Annotated in this window: 11 protein-coding genes; 6 read left to right on the top strand and 5 right to left on the bottom strand. The window is 69.9% G+C overall.

The genetic code is table 11. The features are described 5' to 3' along the window. Positions 1 to 333: 333 nt before the first annotated feature. Positions 334 to 1,374: an L-glyceraldehyde 3-phosphate reductase gene (gene mgrA, locus ACY0PA_RS26825; protein WP_473080167.1), complete on the bottom strand. Its 1,041-nt coding sequence runs from the start codon at positions 1,372 to 1,374 to the stop codon at positions 334 to 336. A gap of 132 nt (positions 1,375 to 1,506) precedes the next feature. On the opposite strand from mgrA, the gene ACY0PA_RS26830 reads away from it, so the two are divergent. The 4 genes from ACY0PA_RS26830 (at position 1,507) to ACY0PA_RS26845 (ending at position 6,623) form a co-directional block, all read left to right on the top strand. Continuing rightward, positions 1,507 to 2,268: an isoprenyl transferase gene (locus ACY0PA_RS26830; RefSeq protein ID WP_100598187.1), complete on the top strand. Its 762-nt coding sequence runs from the start codon at positions 1,507 to 1,509 to the stop codon at positions 2,266 to 2,268. A 320-nt stretch (positions 2,269 to 2,588) separates the two neighbouring features. After that, positions 2,589 to 3,908 carry a PhoH family protein gene (locus ACY0PA_RS26835; RefSeq protein WP_473080168.1) on the top strand — a complete coding sequence of 440 codons (1,320 nt, stop codon included), beginning with the start codon at positions 2,589 to 2,591 and terminating at the stop codon, positions 3,906 to 3,908. A 409-nt stretch (positions 3,909 to 4,317) separates the two neighbouring features. Continuing rightward, entirely contained in the window at positions 4,318 to 5,049 is a 732-nt protein-coding gene (locus ACY0PA_RS26840; protein ID WP_473080169.1) for an aggregation-promoting factor C-terminal-like domain-containing protein, read from the top strand. A gap of 146 nt (positions 5,050 to 5,195) precedes the next feature. Further along, the gene (locus tag ACY0PA_RS26845) at positions 5,196 to 6,623 is read left to right on the top strand and encodes an AI-2E family transporter (RefSeq protein WP_473080170.1); all 1,428 of its coding nucleotides are present in this window, start codon (positions 5,196 to 5,198) and stop codon (positions 6,621 to 6,623) included. Between the two features lie 123 nt (positions 6,624 to 6,746). Here the strand turns inward: ACY0PA_RS26845 and ACY0PA_RS26850 are convergent, their stop codons facing one another. Further along, positions 6,747 to 7,277 (bottom strand): alkyl hydroperoxide reductase, encoded by a 531-nt coding sequence (locus tag ACY0PA_RS26850; protein WP_100598183.1) that lies wholly within the window; start codon positions 7,275 to 7,277, stop codon positions 6,747 to 6,749. Positions 7,278 to 7,283: 6 nt separating this feature from the next. Further along, positions 7,284 to 7,838, bottom strand: coding sequence for a peroxiredoxin (locus ACY0PA_RS26855; RefSeq protein WP_100598182.1), 555 nt, complete (start codon positions 7,836 to 7,838; stop codon positions 7,284 to 7,286). Positions 7,839 to 7,998: 160 nt separating this feature from the next. On the opposite strand from ACY0PA_RS26855, the gene ACY0PA_RS26860 reads away from it, so the two are divergent. Beyond that, positions 7,999 to 8,934 (top strand): LysR substrate-binding domain-containing protein, encoded by a 936-nt coding sequence (locus tag ACY0PA_RS26860; protein WP_473080171.1) that lies wholly within the window; start codon positions 7,999 to 8,001, stop codon positions 8,932 to 8,934. 192 nt (positions 8,935 to 9,126) lie between these two features. Here the strand turns inward: ACY0PA_RS26860 and ACY0PA_RS26865 are convergent, their stop codons facing one another. Next, positions 9,127 to 9,762 carry a Uma2 family endonuclease gene (locus tag ACY0PA_RS26865; RefSeq protein ID WP_473080172.1) on the bottom strand — a complete coding sequence of 212 codons (636 nt, stop codon included), beginning with the start codon at positions 9,760 to 9,762 and terminating at the stop codon, positions 9,127 to 9,129. 322 nt (positions 9,763 to 10,084) lie between these two features. On the opposite strand from ACY0PA_RS26865, the gene ACY0PA_RS26870 reads away from it, so the two are divergent. Beyond that, the gene (locus ACY0PA_RS26870; RefSeq protein WP_473080173.1) at positions 10,085 to 12,364 is read left to right on the top strand and encodes a transglycosylase domain-containing protein; all 2,280 of its coding nucleotides are present in this window, start codon (positions 10,085 to 10,087) and stop codon (positions 12,362 to 12,364) included. 61 nt (positions 12,365 to 12,425) lie between these two features. Here the strand turns inward: ACY0PA_RS26870 and ACY0PA_RS26875 are convergent, their stop codons facing one another. Next, the gene (locus tag ACY0PA_RS26875) at positions 12,426 to 14,585 is read right to left on the bottom strand and encodes an ATP-binding SpoIIE family protein phosphatase (RefSeq protein WP_473080174.1); all 2,160 of its coding nucleotides are present in this window, start codon (positions 14,583 to 14,585) and stop codon (positions 12,426 to 12,428) included. Positions 14,586 to 14,618 lie beyond the last annotated feature (33 nt).

The following is a 14,618-nucleotide window of genomic DNA, read 5'->3' on the forward strand; positions in this document are numbered from 1 at the left end:
CACGCCGATGCGCCCACCATCACTTACGAAGGGTTATGGTGGAAACCCCCCCTCGGGCCGGTCCGTCTCCCCCCCACGGACCGGCCCGTTTTTTGTCTCCGGCCGGGCCGCGCGCGTGCGCCCCCCGGGTCGTGGCGCCGGGATCAGAGTCCGCGGCACGCCGAACGACCATCCGCACCAGGCGCCGCCCACCGCTCCCGGCCCGTACGGCGGCAGGGGCCAGGGGAGCGAGCCAGGCGGGCGCCGGCGAGTGGTTCCGCAGGCCGCGTACCCCCGACGCCCAGAGGGTGTCCTGGCGCGAGGGCCGCGGCCCGCGGGACGGAACGGGAGGAGTCAGCTCCGCCCGGCCCAGATGTTCGTGCCCGGGGTCGACACCGCGAACGAGTCGATTTCGGACAGCTCTTCTTCGGTGAGCTTCGGGCCCGACAGAGCCGCCACGTTCTCCTCCAGCTGCCGCACGCTGGAGGCGCCGATCAGGGCCGACGTCATCCGCTCGTCCCGCAGCACCCAGTTGAGCGCGAGCTGCGCGAGGGACTGGCCGCGGCGCTGGGCGATGTCGTTCAGCCCGTTCAGCCGGCGGATCACCTCGGAGTCACCCGCGAGGCCCGGGTCGAGGGACTTGCCCTGCGTGGCGCGCGACCCCTCCGGGATGCCCTTCAGGTACTTGTCCGTGAGCAGGCCCTGCGCGAGCGGCACGAAGGAGATGCAGCCCATGCCGGCCGTCTCCAGCGTGTCCAGCAGGCCGTCGTCCTCGGTCCAGCGGTTGATCATCGAGTACGAGGGCTGGTGGATGAGCGCCGGGACGCCCATCTCCTTCAGCAGGCGCGCCGCCTCGGCGGTCTGCTCGCTGTTGTACGAGGACACACCCACGTACAGCGCCTTGCCCTGCTGCACGGCGGACGCGAGCGCGCCCATCGTCTCCTCGAGCGGGGTGTCCGGGTCGAAGCGGTGCGAGTAGAAGATGTCGACGTAGTCGAGGCCCATCCGGGACAGGGACGCGTCGAGGGACGACAGCAGGTACTTGCGGCTGCCCCACTCCCCGTACGGGCCCGGGTGCATGAGATAGCCCGCCTTGGTCGAAATGATGAGCTCGTCCCGGTACGGGGCGAAGTCCTGGGCGAACATCTTGCCGAAGTTCAGCTCGGCGGAGCCGGGGGGCGGCCCGTAGTTGTTCGCCAGGTCGAAGTGAGTGACACCGATGTCAAAAGCGCGGCGGAGGATCTCCCGCTGTGAGTCCAGGGTGCGGTCGTCACCGAAGTTGTGCCACAGGCCGAGCGAGATCGCGGGCAGCTTGAGACCGCTGTGGCCGGTGCGCCGGTACTCCATCGAGTCGTAGCGGTCCGCGGCGGCGCGGTACGAAGACATGTCGTTCATGGGTACGAAGCTACGTCAGAGCACCGGCGGTCCACAGCGCCGGAGCGCAGACACCCCACAATGAGGGCGACGCCCAGCAGCGGTAGGCTTCGCCCTCGGGGACTGCCGTCTGCACGGAGGGGCTGAAAGACAGTGAACCTGCGCGACCTGGTGTACGGACTTTACGCACGCCGGGTGGAAGGCCGCCTCGACCACGATCAGGTGCCCAAACACATCGGGGTCATCCTCGACGGGAACAGGCGCTGGGCGAAGGCCTCCGGTGGCACTGCGGCGCAGGGCCACCAGGCCGGTGCGTACAAGATCGAGGAGTTCCTCGGCTGGTGTGCCGAGACGGACGTCGAGGTCGTCACCCTCTGGATGCTGTCGACGGACAACTTCGACCGTCCCGAGGAGGAGCTGAGGCCGCTCCTCGGCATCATCGAGGAGACCGTCCGCAGCCTCGCCGTCGACGGCCGCTGGCGCGTCCACCACGTCGGCACCCTCGACCTTCTCCCGGCCCGCACCCAGACCGTCCTCAAGGAGGCCGAGCAGGCCACCGCCGACAACGCGGGGATACTCGTGAACGTCGCGGTCGGCTACGGCGGCCGCCAGGAGATCGCCGACGCGGTGCGCTCCCTGCTGCTCGACCACGCGGACAAGGGCACCAGCCTCGAGGAGATCGCCGAGAGCGTCGACATCGACCAGATCTCGAAGCACCTCTACACCAGCGGGCAGCCCGACCCGGACCTCGTCATCCGCACGAGCGGCGAACAGCGCCTGTCCGGATTCATGCTCTGGCAGTCGGCCCACTCCGAGTACTACTTCTGCGAAGTTTTCTGGCCCGCCTTCCGCAAGGTGGACTTCCTGCGCGCCCTGCGCGACTACGCCGCCCGCCATCGGCGTTACGGCGGCTGACCCCGGGGACGTACGTCACCAGGAGTTAACGCGCGCGCCGTCATATGCCGTGGCATGGCCGCGCGTGTTCGAGGGAATAAGCCTTCCAGGTCGATGTCCGATTCACGGACGTCGAGTCTCAGCGGACGGCACGGGGCTGTCCGCCCGGGAGGCCCTTTGCGCCACGACGACCACGCGGGGAGCACGTGCTCCGCTGGAGAGGCTGGGGGCCGGTCCACGGCCCACGCATGGCGGCCGTCGACCGGCGGGTACCCCCCGCCCCGCCCGGCCCTGGATCCCTCTGTCGCTCCCCGACCTCATCCGAGGGGGTACGTCCTTCCGTGGTGACCAGCAACAAGCGCCAGCCCGACCGGCGCACTTATGTTCTCGACACCAGCGTCCTGCTGGCCGACCCGAACGCCCTGACCAGGTTCGACGAGCACGAAGTGGTGCTCCCGATCGTCGTGGTCACGGAACTGGAGGCCAAGCGGCACCATCCGGAGCTCGGATACTTCGCCCGGCAGGCCCTGCGCCTGCTCGACGACTTCCGTATCCGGCACGGACGCCTGGACGCCCCGATCCCCATCGGCGATCTGGGCGGGACCCTGCGCGTCGAGCTCAACCACTCGGATCCGGGCGTTCTCCCGGCGGGTTACCGCCTGGGGGACAACGACTCCCGCATCCTCGCCGTCGCCCGCAACCTCCAGGCCGAGGGGTACGACGTCACCGTCGTCTCCAAGGACCTGCCGCTGCGCATCAAGGCGTCGTCGGTGGGCCTGCTCGCCGAGGAGTACCGCGCCGAGCTCGCCATCACGGACTCCGGCTGGACCGGAATGTCCGAACTGCGGCTCTCCGGTGAACAGGTGGACCTCCTCTTCGACGAGGAGAGCCTGTACGTACCGGAGGCGGCGGAGCTGCCCGTCCACACCGGCCTCACCATCCACTCCGAGCGCGGCAAGGCGCTCGGCAGGGTCACGGCCGAGGGCAACGTCCGTCTGGTGCGCGGCGACCGCGAGGCGTTCGGCATCAAGGGACGCAGCGCCGAGCAGCGCATCGCGCTCGATCTGCTCCTCGACCCGGACATCGGGATCCTGTCGATGGGAGGCCGGGCCGGCACCGGCAAGTCGGCGCTCGCGCTGTGCGCGGGCCTCGAAGCGGTGCTCGAACGGCGTCAGCACCAGAAGGTGATGGTCTTCCGCCCGCTGTACGCGGTGGGCGGCCAGGAGCTCGGCTATCTGCCCGGCACCGAGGCCGAGAAGATGGGGCCGTGGGCGCAGGCGGTCTTCGACACGCTCGGGTCGGTCGCCGGCAAGGCCGTCATCGAGGAGGTCACCGCGCGCGGCATGCTGGAGGTCCTGCCGCTCACCCACATCCGCGGGCGCTCCCTGCACGACGCGTTCGTGATCGTGGACGAGGCCCAATCCCTCGAACGGAACGTCCTTTTGACCGTTCTGTCGAGGATCGGGGCGAATTCACGGGTTGTGCTCACGCACGACGTGGCACAGCGCGACAACCTCCGGGTCGGCCGGTACGACGGAGTGGTCGCCGTCGTCGAAAAGCTGAAGGGGCACCCGCTGTTCGCGCACGTCACGCTCACGCGGTCGGAGCGTTCGCAGATCGCGGCCCTGGTCACCGAGATGCTGGAGGACGGCCCCCATTGAGGAGAGAGCGAGCGAAGCGCCCCATCTTGTAGGGGTTACGCGGTAGTTGGCGCCGCCCGGCGAAGCGCAGGAGCTTAGCCGGGCGGCGTTGTGCCGTGCGCTTGTTTCCGTGAAACCGCCGGGGCAAACGAGGTGTGAGCTTTCCCACTTGGATGAGAATTGCCTTGAGGCGACCGCGTCCGGCAGAGTCTCAGTCCTGTCAGGCCCCGCATACGACACTTGTGCATCCTCAGCATGACGAGCACCACGGACACCAGAACTTCACAGAGGCCGTCGTATGCCGCCCGTGCACCACGTGGCTCTCCCTTAGCGGGAGTTGCCCATCGGGCCCGTGTCTCCCGTGACCCCGCAGTTGGGAGGCCAGCGCCAGGGGCACGATTGCGTCCGCGAGGGTCACCTACAGCGGGCGATGCTGGAAGGAAACCGTGTGAGCCGGATTTCGGTCCGGGGATTCGCAGTGGCTTCGGCCACCGCGGTCACCACAGTCGGCGCAGTCGTGGGTGTTGCCTCGGGCAGCACCGCTCAGCCCTCCAACAACGAGGCTGAAGCCACGGCGAGCGACGCGACCCTCCTCGCCGACATACCCGCGGGCCAGCAGGCCCAGGTGCAGACCGCCACGCTGACGCAGCAGGCGGAGACGCAGGCCATCGCCGCGGACAACGCCGCTCAGAAGTCGGCGGAGGAAGCAGCCCGTAAGAAGGCCGCCGAGGACGCCGTCGCCAAGCAGCAGGCGGCCGCCGATGCCAAGGAGAAGGCGGAGAAGGAAGCCAAGGAGCGTGAGGAGGCCAAGAAGGCCGCCAGCCGCTCGGCCACCCGCGACGCCTCCAGCTTCGCCACGCAGGCCTCTTACTCGACGTCGCAGATACAGGCGATGGCGCGTCAGATGGTCCCCGCCGGGCAGTTCCAGTGCTTCAGCAACATCGTGGACCACGAGTCCAGCTGGAACTACCGGGCGACCAACGCCTCCTCCGGCGCCTACGGTCTCTTCCAGGCGCTGCCCGCGTCCAAGTACTCCACCGCGGGCGCCGACTGGCAGACCAACCCGGCCACCCAGATCAAGTGGGGCCTCAACTACATGGACAGCCGCTACGGCAGCCCGTGTGAGGCCTGGAGCTTCTGGCAGGCCAACCACTGGTACTAGAAGCCGGTACAGCTTCCTGACGGGCCCTTGGCCCGTCAACCTTCCTGAGCCCCTTGCCGTCCTACGGTGAGGGGCTCAGGCATGTACGGTCGGAGCCGACGACTCCGGGGGGAGTGGTGAGAGAGCACGGGGGAAGAGGACGGATCATGTCGCGAGTTCCAGGATGGCTCGGCCGGCTCGGCAATGAGCTCAGCCGGATGGGGGAGCGGTTGGACGAGCGCCGCGCCGAGGCCGAGCGCGACGACCGCGGGGACGACTCCGCTCCGGATGCCGCCACCGGGTCCGCCCCTCAACCCGCCCTTCAACCCGCCCGTGATGCGGCTCAGGCACCCGCGCATGCGGCCGCCGAAGTGCCCCAAGTGCCCGTCACCCGGCCGGAGAACGGCGGCGGCGACCACGTACCCCCGCCGCCCGCGTACGCGCCCGCGATAGCGGCCAGGCCCGACCCCGTCGCGGCCGTGCCGTGGGGGATGCGCGTCGCGGCCGAGGCCGGCTGGCGGCTGCTCGTCCTGGCGGGCACCCTCTGGGTTCTGATGAGGGTCATCAGCGAGGTGCAGCTGGTGGTGTACGCGTTCGTCGCCGCGATGCTCATCACCGCGCTCCTCCAGCCGACCGTGGCCCGACTGAGGAGGCACGGCGTGCCGCGCGGCCTGGCCACCGCACTCACCGCGATCCTCGGCTTCGTCATCATGGGACTTGTCGGCTGGTTCGTCGTCTGGCAGGTCCAGGAGAACATCGACAACCTCTCGGACCAGATCCAGGACGGCATCGACGAGCTGCGCAACTGGCTCCTCAACAGCCCGTTCCATGTGACCGAGAGCCAGATCAACGACATCGCCAAGTCCCTGCGCGACGCGGTCGGCGCCAACACCGACCAGATCACGTCCGCGGGCCTCGAAGGCGTCACCGTCATCGTCGAGGCGCTCACCGGCATCCTGCTCACGATGTTCTCGACGCTGTTCCTGCTCTACGACGGCCGGCGCATCTGGGAGTGGACCACCAGGCTCGTCCCGGCGCAGGCCCGTCCCGGTATCGCCGGTGCGGGGCCACGGGCCTGGCGCACGCTCACCGCGTATGTGCGCGGCACGGTGATAGTGGCGCTCATCGACGCGATCTTCATCGGGCTCGGGATCTTCTTCCTCGGGGTCCCGATGGCGGTGCCGCTCGCCGTCTTCATCTTCCTGTTCGCGTTCATCCCGCTGGTGGGCGCGGTGATTTCAGGAGCGCTCGCGGTGGTGGTGGCCCTGGTGACCCAGGGCGTCTTCACGGCCGTCATGACGCTCGCAGTGGTACTGGCCGTGCAGCAGATCGAGGGCCACATCCTCCAGCCGTTCATCCTGGGCCGGGCCGTGCGGGTGCATCCGCTCGCGGTGGTGCTCTCCGTCGCGGCCGGGGGCCTGGTGAACGGGATCGGCGGGGCCGTGGTGGCGGTGCCGCTCGTGGCCGTGACGAACACGGTCGTCGGCTATCTGCGCTCGTACTCGCGTGAGGCGGCGCTGCGGCAGTCGCCTCCGCCGCACGGGGCGACCGCCGTCGACGTGGCACCGGTCGATCCGACGGGCGGGAAGACCTAGAAGCCGGGTTAGGCGAGAGCGCCGGGCACACGAGAACGTCGGATACGCGAGAACGCCGGGCGGGCTGAATTTCCTTCAGCCCGCCCGGCGTTCGCGTATGCGCTTACCGGGGTGATCCGTCCGTCAGGACAGGACGTCCTCGGAGTCCAGCGTGACGCCCACGGCCTGGATGACCGCGGCGATCTTGAACGCTTCCTGGATCGTCTCGCGGTCGACGCCCGCCTTGCGGAGCACCTGCTCGTGCGAGTCGAGGCACTGGCCGCAGCCGTTGATCGCGGAGACCGCGAGGGACCACAGCTCGAAGTCGACCTTCTCGACGCCCGGGTTGCCGATGACGTTCATCCGCAGGCCGGCGCGCAGCGTCCCGTACTCCGGGTCGGAGAGCAGGTGGCGCGTGCGGTAGAAGACGTTGTTCATCGCCATGACGGCGGCGGCCGACTTGGCGGCGGTGTACGCCTCCGGCGACAGGTTCGCCTTCGCCTCGGGCTCCAGCTCGCGCAGGACGCGCGGGGAACGGGACGCGATCGCGCAGGCGAGCACGGTGCCCCACAGCTGCTGCTGCGGCAGGTCCGAGTTGCCGATGACCGAGCCGAGGTTCAGGCGCAGGTCCTTGGCGTAGTCCGGGACGGCGGACTTCAGTTCGTCGAGAGCCATGTCAGATCACTCGCCCGACAGGAGCGCGACCGGGTCGAGGGTGTTCTCGCCCTTGGTCCAGTTGCACGGGCACAGCTCGTCGGTCTGCAGGGCGTCGAGGACCCGCAGGACCTCCTTGGGGTTACGGCCCACGGAACCGGCGGTCACCATCGTGAACTGGATCTCGTTGTTCTGGTCGACGATGAAGACGGCGCGCTGCGCGAAGCCGTCCTCGCCCTCGATGCCGAGGTCGCGCATGAGCTCGTGCTTCGAGTCGGCGAGCATCGGGAAGGGAAGGTCGGTCAGGTCCGGGTGGTCCTTGCGCCAGGCGTGGTGCACGAACTCGGAGTCGCCGGAGAAGCCGAGGATCTGGGCGTCACGGTCGGCGAACTCGTCGTTCAGCTTGCCGAACGCGGCGATCTCGGTCGGGCACACGAAGGTGAAGTCCTTGGGCCACGCGAAGACGATCTTCCACTTGCCCTCGTAGGTCTTGTGGTCGATCTGCTCGAACTCCTTGCCCTTCTCCAGGGAGACACAGGCAGTCAGGTCGAACTGGGGGAACTTGTCACCGACAGTGAGCACGCACTACTCCTTGCAGCATGGAGGGGCCCTTTTTGGGGGCTTTCCAAGGGGGTTGGACTGGGCCCGATCGTGGCACAGGGTGCATTGATTATGGAAATAGCTAGACTCGGTTGTGTTGATCGGACCCAGCTATCAGTAGCCCTAGGTAAGGGGAGTGACCGTGGCCAGCACCAAGCGGCGACAGCCGAGCCTCGCGCAGCTGCGAGCCTTCGCCGCCGTCGCCGAGCATCTGCACTTCCGGGACGCCGCCGCCGCGATCGGCATGAGCCAGCCCGCGCTCTCCGGCGCCGTGTCCGCCCTGGAGGAGTGCCTCGGCGTGACCCTGCTCGAACGCACGACCCGCAAGGTGCTGCTCTCGCCCGAGGGCGAGCGGCTCGCGGTGCGCGCGAAGGCCGTGCTCGACGAGGTGGGCGCCCTGATGGAGGAGGCCGAGGCGGTACGAGCGCCGTTCACGGGAGCGCTCCGCCTCGGCGTCATCCCCACCGTCGCGCCCTACCTCCTGCCGGCCGTCCTGCGCCTCGTCCACGAGAGGTACCCGGACCTGGACCTCCAGGTCCACGAGGAGCAGACGTCGTCCCTGCTCGAAGGGCTCGCGGCGGGGCGGCTCGATCTGCTGCTTCTCGCCGTGCCGCTCGGGATGCCCGGCGTCACCGAACTGCCCCTGTTCGACGAGGACTTCGTGCTCGTCACGCCGCTCGACCACTGGCTCGGGGGCCGCGAGGGCATCCCGCGCGAGGCGCTGCGCGAGCTGCGGCTGCTGCTGCTCGACGAGGGGCACTGCCTGCGTGACCAGGCGCTCGACATCTGCCGCGAGGCCGGCCGCGCGGACGCCCCGGTGACCACGACGGCGGCCGGCCTGTCCACGCTGGTCCAGCTGGTCGCGGGCGGGCTCGGCGTGACGCTGCTGCCGCGCACCGCGCTCGCCGTGGAGGCCAGTCGCAGCAGCCAGCTGCTCACCGGGTTCTTCGAGGACCCGGCGCCGACCCGCCGCATCGCCCTCGCCATGCGGACGGGCGCCGCGCGCGGTGCGGAGTACGAGGAGCTGGCCGCGGCCCTGCGCGAGGCGGTGCGGCCGCTGCCGGTACGGGTGCTGTGACCCCAGCTCTTGGGGGCAAGTCCCCTACCGGCAGGGAGTGTTACTCGGTGCGCAGGCCGTCCGGCCGCATCATGGTGACCTGCTCGCGAGCAGATTGCTGACCATGGCCGCCTTGCGCTCCTCGTCGAGCGCCACGAAGTGTTGCTCCGTGAACCGGGCGCTGGAGCATGGCGAGGCGATCTGGGGGGGGGCTCAGTGCTGTGGTGTGACGGCGGTGGCTGCCGAGAGGACCTCGGTCACGTCGAGCGTGACCTCGGCGCCGAGGGATTCCGGGAGCGTGACCTGCTGGCCGGGAGCGTGGAGGCGGTGGCTGCCGTATCCGTTCTCGATGGGCTCGGTCAGGACGTGCAGGCGGTTGTGCTTGCGGTCGACGATCACGTAGACCGGGACCTTCGCGTTGCCGTAGGCGACGACCTTGGTCTGGAGGTCGTTGCGGTAGTTGCCGGAGGTCACCTCGAGAACGAGGCGGAAGGACACCGGGTCGTAGCAATTGTGTTCGACCAGGTGATCCTCTGCGTCCGCGTCGATCACGCAGAGGTCCGGTACGGCGAAGTCCTCGGGGCCGTCCGGGAGCCACAGGCCGACGCCCTCAAGGAGCTCGGTCTCGCCGCCGTCCAGGCCGGCCGCGACGAACGGGCGCCTGAGGCGGGACAGAGCCCTCGCGTGGGCGAGGTCAGGGGGTGGGGTGACAGTGAGCACGCCTCCGAGGATCTCGACCCGATAGCCAGGGAGCTGATCCGTGAGCTTGTCGGCCTGCTCGAGCAGCGTCAGCGGACGAGGGGTCGACTGGGGCTCGGGGCAGGTGTACTCGACAGGTGCTGCGGACATCTCGCGCCTCCCATGGACTGGTGCTGCGGACATCTCGCGCCTCCCATGGACTGGTGCCGAGGCCATCATCGTAGGACGCGCGAACCCGTACTGTCTGGTGCGATCCGGTTCACACGATCGAGAATCACGCAACCATCCGAGCCCCTCGCTCGTCGGTTCCCATGGGGTAGGTGCTGATTGTCACGTCCGGAAATGCCCGGATCGACATCCTTTTGCCCTTAGGTGCGGTGTTAGCTTCATGAGCTGATTCAGCACCGATGAGTGTGAAGTGCGCCGTGGGCGCGCGGACGTGTCAGCGACTAGAAGCGGAGTACCGGGAGCCATGGGTCGAGCGGACGAGAGACGAGCACGGCAGCGCGGCGGCGCGCGCCGGGCGGCGCGCGGGGGCTCGTCCACCCGGCGGACAGGCATACGCCGCTTCTTCACCTGGAAGAAGATCCTGGGGGCGTTCTTCGGGTTTGTGCTGCTGTGCATGGGCGCGTTCATCGTGCTCTACCTGGTGATCGACGTCCCCGAGGGCAACCCGGACGCGATGCGGCAGAGCAACGTCTACAAGTACAGCGACGGCACGACCATGGCCCGTGTCGGCCAGGTCAACCGCGAGATAGTGGACCTCTCCGAGGTGCCCACGGGCGTGCAGCACACCTTCGTCGCCGCTGAGAACAAGACGTTCTACAAGGACAAGGGCATCGACCTGAAGGGCACCGCCCGCGGTGTGATCAACACGGTCACCGGCAAGGGCAAGCAGGGTGGTTCGACGATCACCCAGCAGTACGTGAAGAACTACTACCTCACGCAGGACCAAACCGTCACGCGCAAGCTGAAGGAACTGGTCATCTCGCTGAAGGTGGACCGCAAGAAGTCCAAGGAGGACATCCTCGCGGGCTACATCAACACCAGCTTCTACGGCCGCAGTTCGTGGGGCATCCAGGCCGCCGCCCAGGCCTACTACCACGTCGACGCCAAGAAACTCACCGTGGAGCAGGGTGCGTATCTCGCGGCGCTGCTCCAGGCCCCGAACCAGTACGACTGGGGCGTCGCCTCGGACACCGGCAAGAAGCTCGCCAAGGCCCGCTGGAACTACGTCCTGGACAACATGGTCGACATGCACTGGCTCAGCGCGAGCGAGCGCAAGGGCATGACGTTCCCCAAGCCGAAGGCGCCGAAGGCCGCCGCAGGGCTCGAGGGCCAGGAGGGCTACCTCTACACCGCCGCCAAGGCCGAGGTGATGAAGGACCTGAACCTCACCGAGGCGCAGTTCGACGCGGGCGGCTACGCGGTCACCCTCAACGTCGACCGCAAGAAGCAGAAGCAGCTGGAGAAGTCGGTCAGGCAGCAGTTGACCGACAACCTGAACCCGAAGAGCAAGAAGGCCGACTCCCGGGTACAGGCCGGTGCCGCCTCGGTCGACCCGAAGACTGGCAAGGTCCTCGCGCTGTACGGAGGTGAAGGGCTCAGCAAGCACTACGTCAACAACGCGACCCGCACCGACTACCAGCCGGCGTCCACCTTCAAGCCGCTGATCCTCGCGGCCGCCCTGGAGAACAACGCCACGACGCAGAACGGGCAGTCGATCAAGGCGAGCACGATCTACGACGGCACCAACAAGCGGCCGGTCGTCAGCGACGGACAGAAGGTCGGCTTCGCCCCGCCGAACGAGGACGACCACAGCTACGGCCCGGTCACCGTGCAGACCGCAATGAACAAGTCCATCAACTCCGTCTTCGCGCAGATGGGCGTCGATGTCGGCATGGACCAGGTCATGGCGACGGCCAAGAAGCTCGGCATGGACGACGCCGACCTCAAGCCGTACCCGGCGCAGACCCTGGGCACCATGGGCGCGAGCCCGATGGAGATGGCCGGTGTCTACGCGACGCTCGACAACCACGGCAAGCAGGTCACTCCGCAGATCGTGAAGTCCGTGTCCAAGCAGGGCCAGGACGTCCCGCTGCCGGACGCGATCGGCAACCAGGTGATCAGCCGCGGTGCCGCGGACTCCGTCACCTCGGTCCTGACCGGCGTGGTCGACGACGGTACGGCGAAGACCTCGGTGCGTGACAATCCGGCCCGCGACGGCCAGAAGGTGGCGGGCAAGACCGGTACCTCCGACGACAACAAGTCGGCCTGGTTCACCGGCTACACACCGGATCTGGTCACCTCGGTGGGCCTGTTCGGCGAGGGCGCGCTGAAGACCTCGGAGGCGGGCGCGCACGTCTCGATGAAGGGCGCCGGCGGTCTGCCCCGCGTCGACGGCGGCAGCTTCCCGGCCCGCATCTGGGCCCAGTACACCTTCAACTCGACCAGCCCCACGGCCGAGTTCGACCTCGACACGGACATGGGCGCGGCCGTCGAGGTGCCGTCCACCCCGCAGGACACGCCGAGCACCGAGCAGTCCACCCCGTCGTCGGACACCCCGAGCACCCCGGAGTCCACTCCGCCGACGACGCCGAGCGCCCCGGAGTCGACCCCGCAGACCACCCCGCCGACCGACGAGCCGTCAGGCGGCGTCACGCCCCCGACGGATCCCTCGTCGCCGACCTTCGGAGTCCCGGAGAACCCGGACGACTCGGGCAGTCACAAGCCACGCGGCCTGACCGGCTGACAGTGACGCACGCGAGTGGGCCCGGAGCCGTACGGTTCCGGGCCCACTCGCATATCCAGGTTCAGGCGGTGCCGTTCCCGTGCGGCAGCTCGAACCACACGACCTTCCCGGTGCTCAGCCGCGTCGCGCCCCAGCGCCGCGCCAGCCTGTTGACCAGATACAGGCCGCGCCCGCCCTCGTCGGTGGCGCGGGCCTGCCGCAGCCGCGGCAGCTGCGGCACGTCGTCGCCGACCTCGCAGCGCAGCACATCGGTCCGCAGCAGGCGCAGCGTGACGGGCCGGGACGCGTACCGCACGGCGTTCGTCACGACTTCGCTGACGAGGAGCTCCACCGAGTCGGTCAGCTCTTCCAGGCCCCACCGGGCGAGCGCGCTGCGCGCCAGGCGGCGGGCCCGGCCCGGCGCCGCGTCCTCGGGCTCGAGCAGCCAGTACGCGACGTCGCTCGGCGCGATCCCGTCGAACCGCGCCGCGAGCAGCGCGATGTCGTCGTCCCGGTCGCCCGGGCCGAGCATGTCGAGGACCTCGTCGCACAGCGCCTCAAGGGGCGGAGGATGGTCGGGGCCGGTCAGCTGGGCCGTCGCGGCGAGCCGCTCGCGCAGCTGCTCTATCCCGGTCCACACGTCCCGCAGCCGCGACTCGACCAGACCGTCCGTGTAGAGGAGGAGCGTCGCGCCCGCCGGGGCGTCCAGCTCGACCGCCTCGAAGTCGACCCCGCCGACACCGATCGGCGCGCCCGGCGGGACGCGCAGTACCTCGGCGCGGCCGCCCAGATGCAGCAGGACCGGCGGCGGGTGGCCCGCGTTGGCGATGGTGATGCGGTGCGAGACCGGGTCGTAGACGGCGTACAGGCAGGTCGCCATGCGGTCGCTGCCGAGGCGCTGGGCCTGCTCGTCCAGGTGGTGCAGGACCTCCTGCGGCGGCAGGTCGAGGCCGGCGAGGGTCTGCGCGGTCGTACGCAGCTGGCCCATGATCGCGGCGGACGTCATGGAGTGGCCCATGACGTCGCCCACGACGAGGGCGACTCGGCTGCCCGGCAGCGGGATCGCGTCGTACCAGTCGCCGCCCACGCGCGCGGTCTCCGCGGCCGGCAGATACCGGGACGCGAGGCGCACGCCCGTGGGCCGCGGCAGCGTCTCGGGCAGCATCGTGCGCTGGAGTTCGTCGGCGATGTACGCCTCGCGGCCGTACAGGACGGCCTTGTCGATGCCGAGCGCGCTGTGCGTGGCGAGCTGCCCCGCGACCAGCAGGTCGTCGTTCTCGAACGCGTGGCGCTCGGGGCGGCGCAGGAAGACGGCCGCGCCGATGACCCGGCGGCGCCCGCGCAGCGGCGCGAGGATCGCCCGCTGCCCGGTGGGCAGGGCGAGGTCCGGGTCCTCGCCGAGCAGCTCCGGCAGCGCGGCCAGGGCGGCGGGCGAGTCCGCGAACACGGGCCGTACGCCCCGCAGTACCTCGGCGAGCGCGCCGCCGGTCCGCACTTCGCACAGCTCGGCGGTGACGGGGTCGCCCTGGGCGGTGCCGGCCGCCATCGTCAGGAGTCCGCCGCCGTCGGTGTCCGGATCCTCGGCGCCCTCCTCGATGAGGCGCAGCCGGTCCGTCCTGCGCAGCCGCAGCACGACGGGCCCGCTGGGCCGCTCGTCGCCGACCGGCAGCGGGTCCCGCAGATAGACCAGGATCACGTCCGAGAACGTGGGCACGGACGCGCGGCACAGGCCCATGACGATCTCGTCGAGGTCTATCCCGCGGGCGATCCGCCGGGTCGCGGCGCCCACGAAGCGCAGCCGGTCCCCGTCCCGCCGCATCGGGACGGGTGTCCCCGGCGGGCGCGGCTGTCCGCTCCGGCGGTCGGGCACGGGCCTCGGCCGGTGGGGATCGTCCGGTCCGGCGTCCGACAGGGCGTGTTCGGGCACGCTGCCGGCGTCCCCGGAAGCGGAACCGGGCTTGCGCCGCCCGGGCACGCCACCGCCACTGCTCTCACGACGTGGTGGCTCGGGTGCGGGCGCTGCTCCGGAGTGCTCGGGCGCGGCGCCGCGCGGTGCGGAGGCGCCCGGCGCGGGCGCCCGGCGCGCGGGATCGGCGTCGTCGGCGGACGCGGTCGCTCCGGGGCGCCCCTGTTGTGCGGGGAGCGCGTCGGAGGCGCGCCTCAGGGCCCCGCGGGGGTCCGCGGGGGCGGCGGGGCGGGCGGCCGGCCGGCGGCCCTCGTGGGAGGTGGGGTGCTCCGTCACGCGTTTCGAATCCGTCCGTCCTGGGCTGCGCGC

Source organism: Streptomyces sp. DS1-CR2, from assembly GCF_055760475.1.

Coding starts and splice junctions, on each gene's coding strand:
- ACY0PA_RS26845 (WP_473080170.1), top strand. CDS start 5,196: ATGTCGCGAGTTCCAGGATGGCTCGGCCGGCTCGGCAATGAGCTCAGC.
- ACY0PA_RS26850 (WP_100598183.1), bottom strand. CDS start 7,277: ATGGCTCTCGACGAACTGAAGTCCGCCGTCCCGGACTACGCCAAGGAC.
- mgrA (WP_473080167.1), bottom strand. CDS start 1,374: ATGAACGACATGTCTTCGTACCGCGCCGCCGCGGACCGCTACGACTCG.
- ACY0PA_RS26840 (WP_473080169.1), top strand. CDS start 4,318: ATGCTGGAAGGAAACCGTGTGAGCCGGATTTCGGTCCGGGGATTCGCA.
- ACY0PA_RS26870 (WP_473080173.1), top strand. CDS start 10,085: ATGGGTCGAGCGGACGAGAGACGAGCACGGCAGCGCGGCGGCGCGCGC.
- ACY0PA_RS26865 (WP_473080172.1), bottom strand. CDS start 9,762: ATGTCCGCAGCACCTGTCGAGTACACCTGCCCCGAGCCCCAGTCGACC.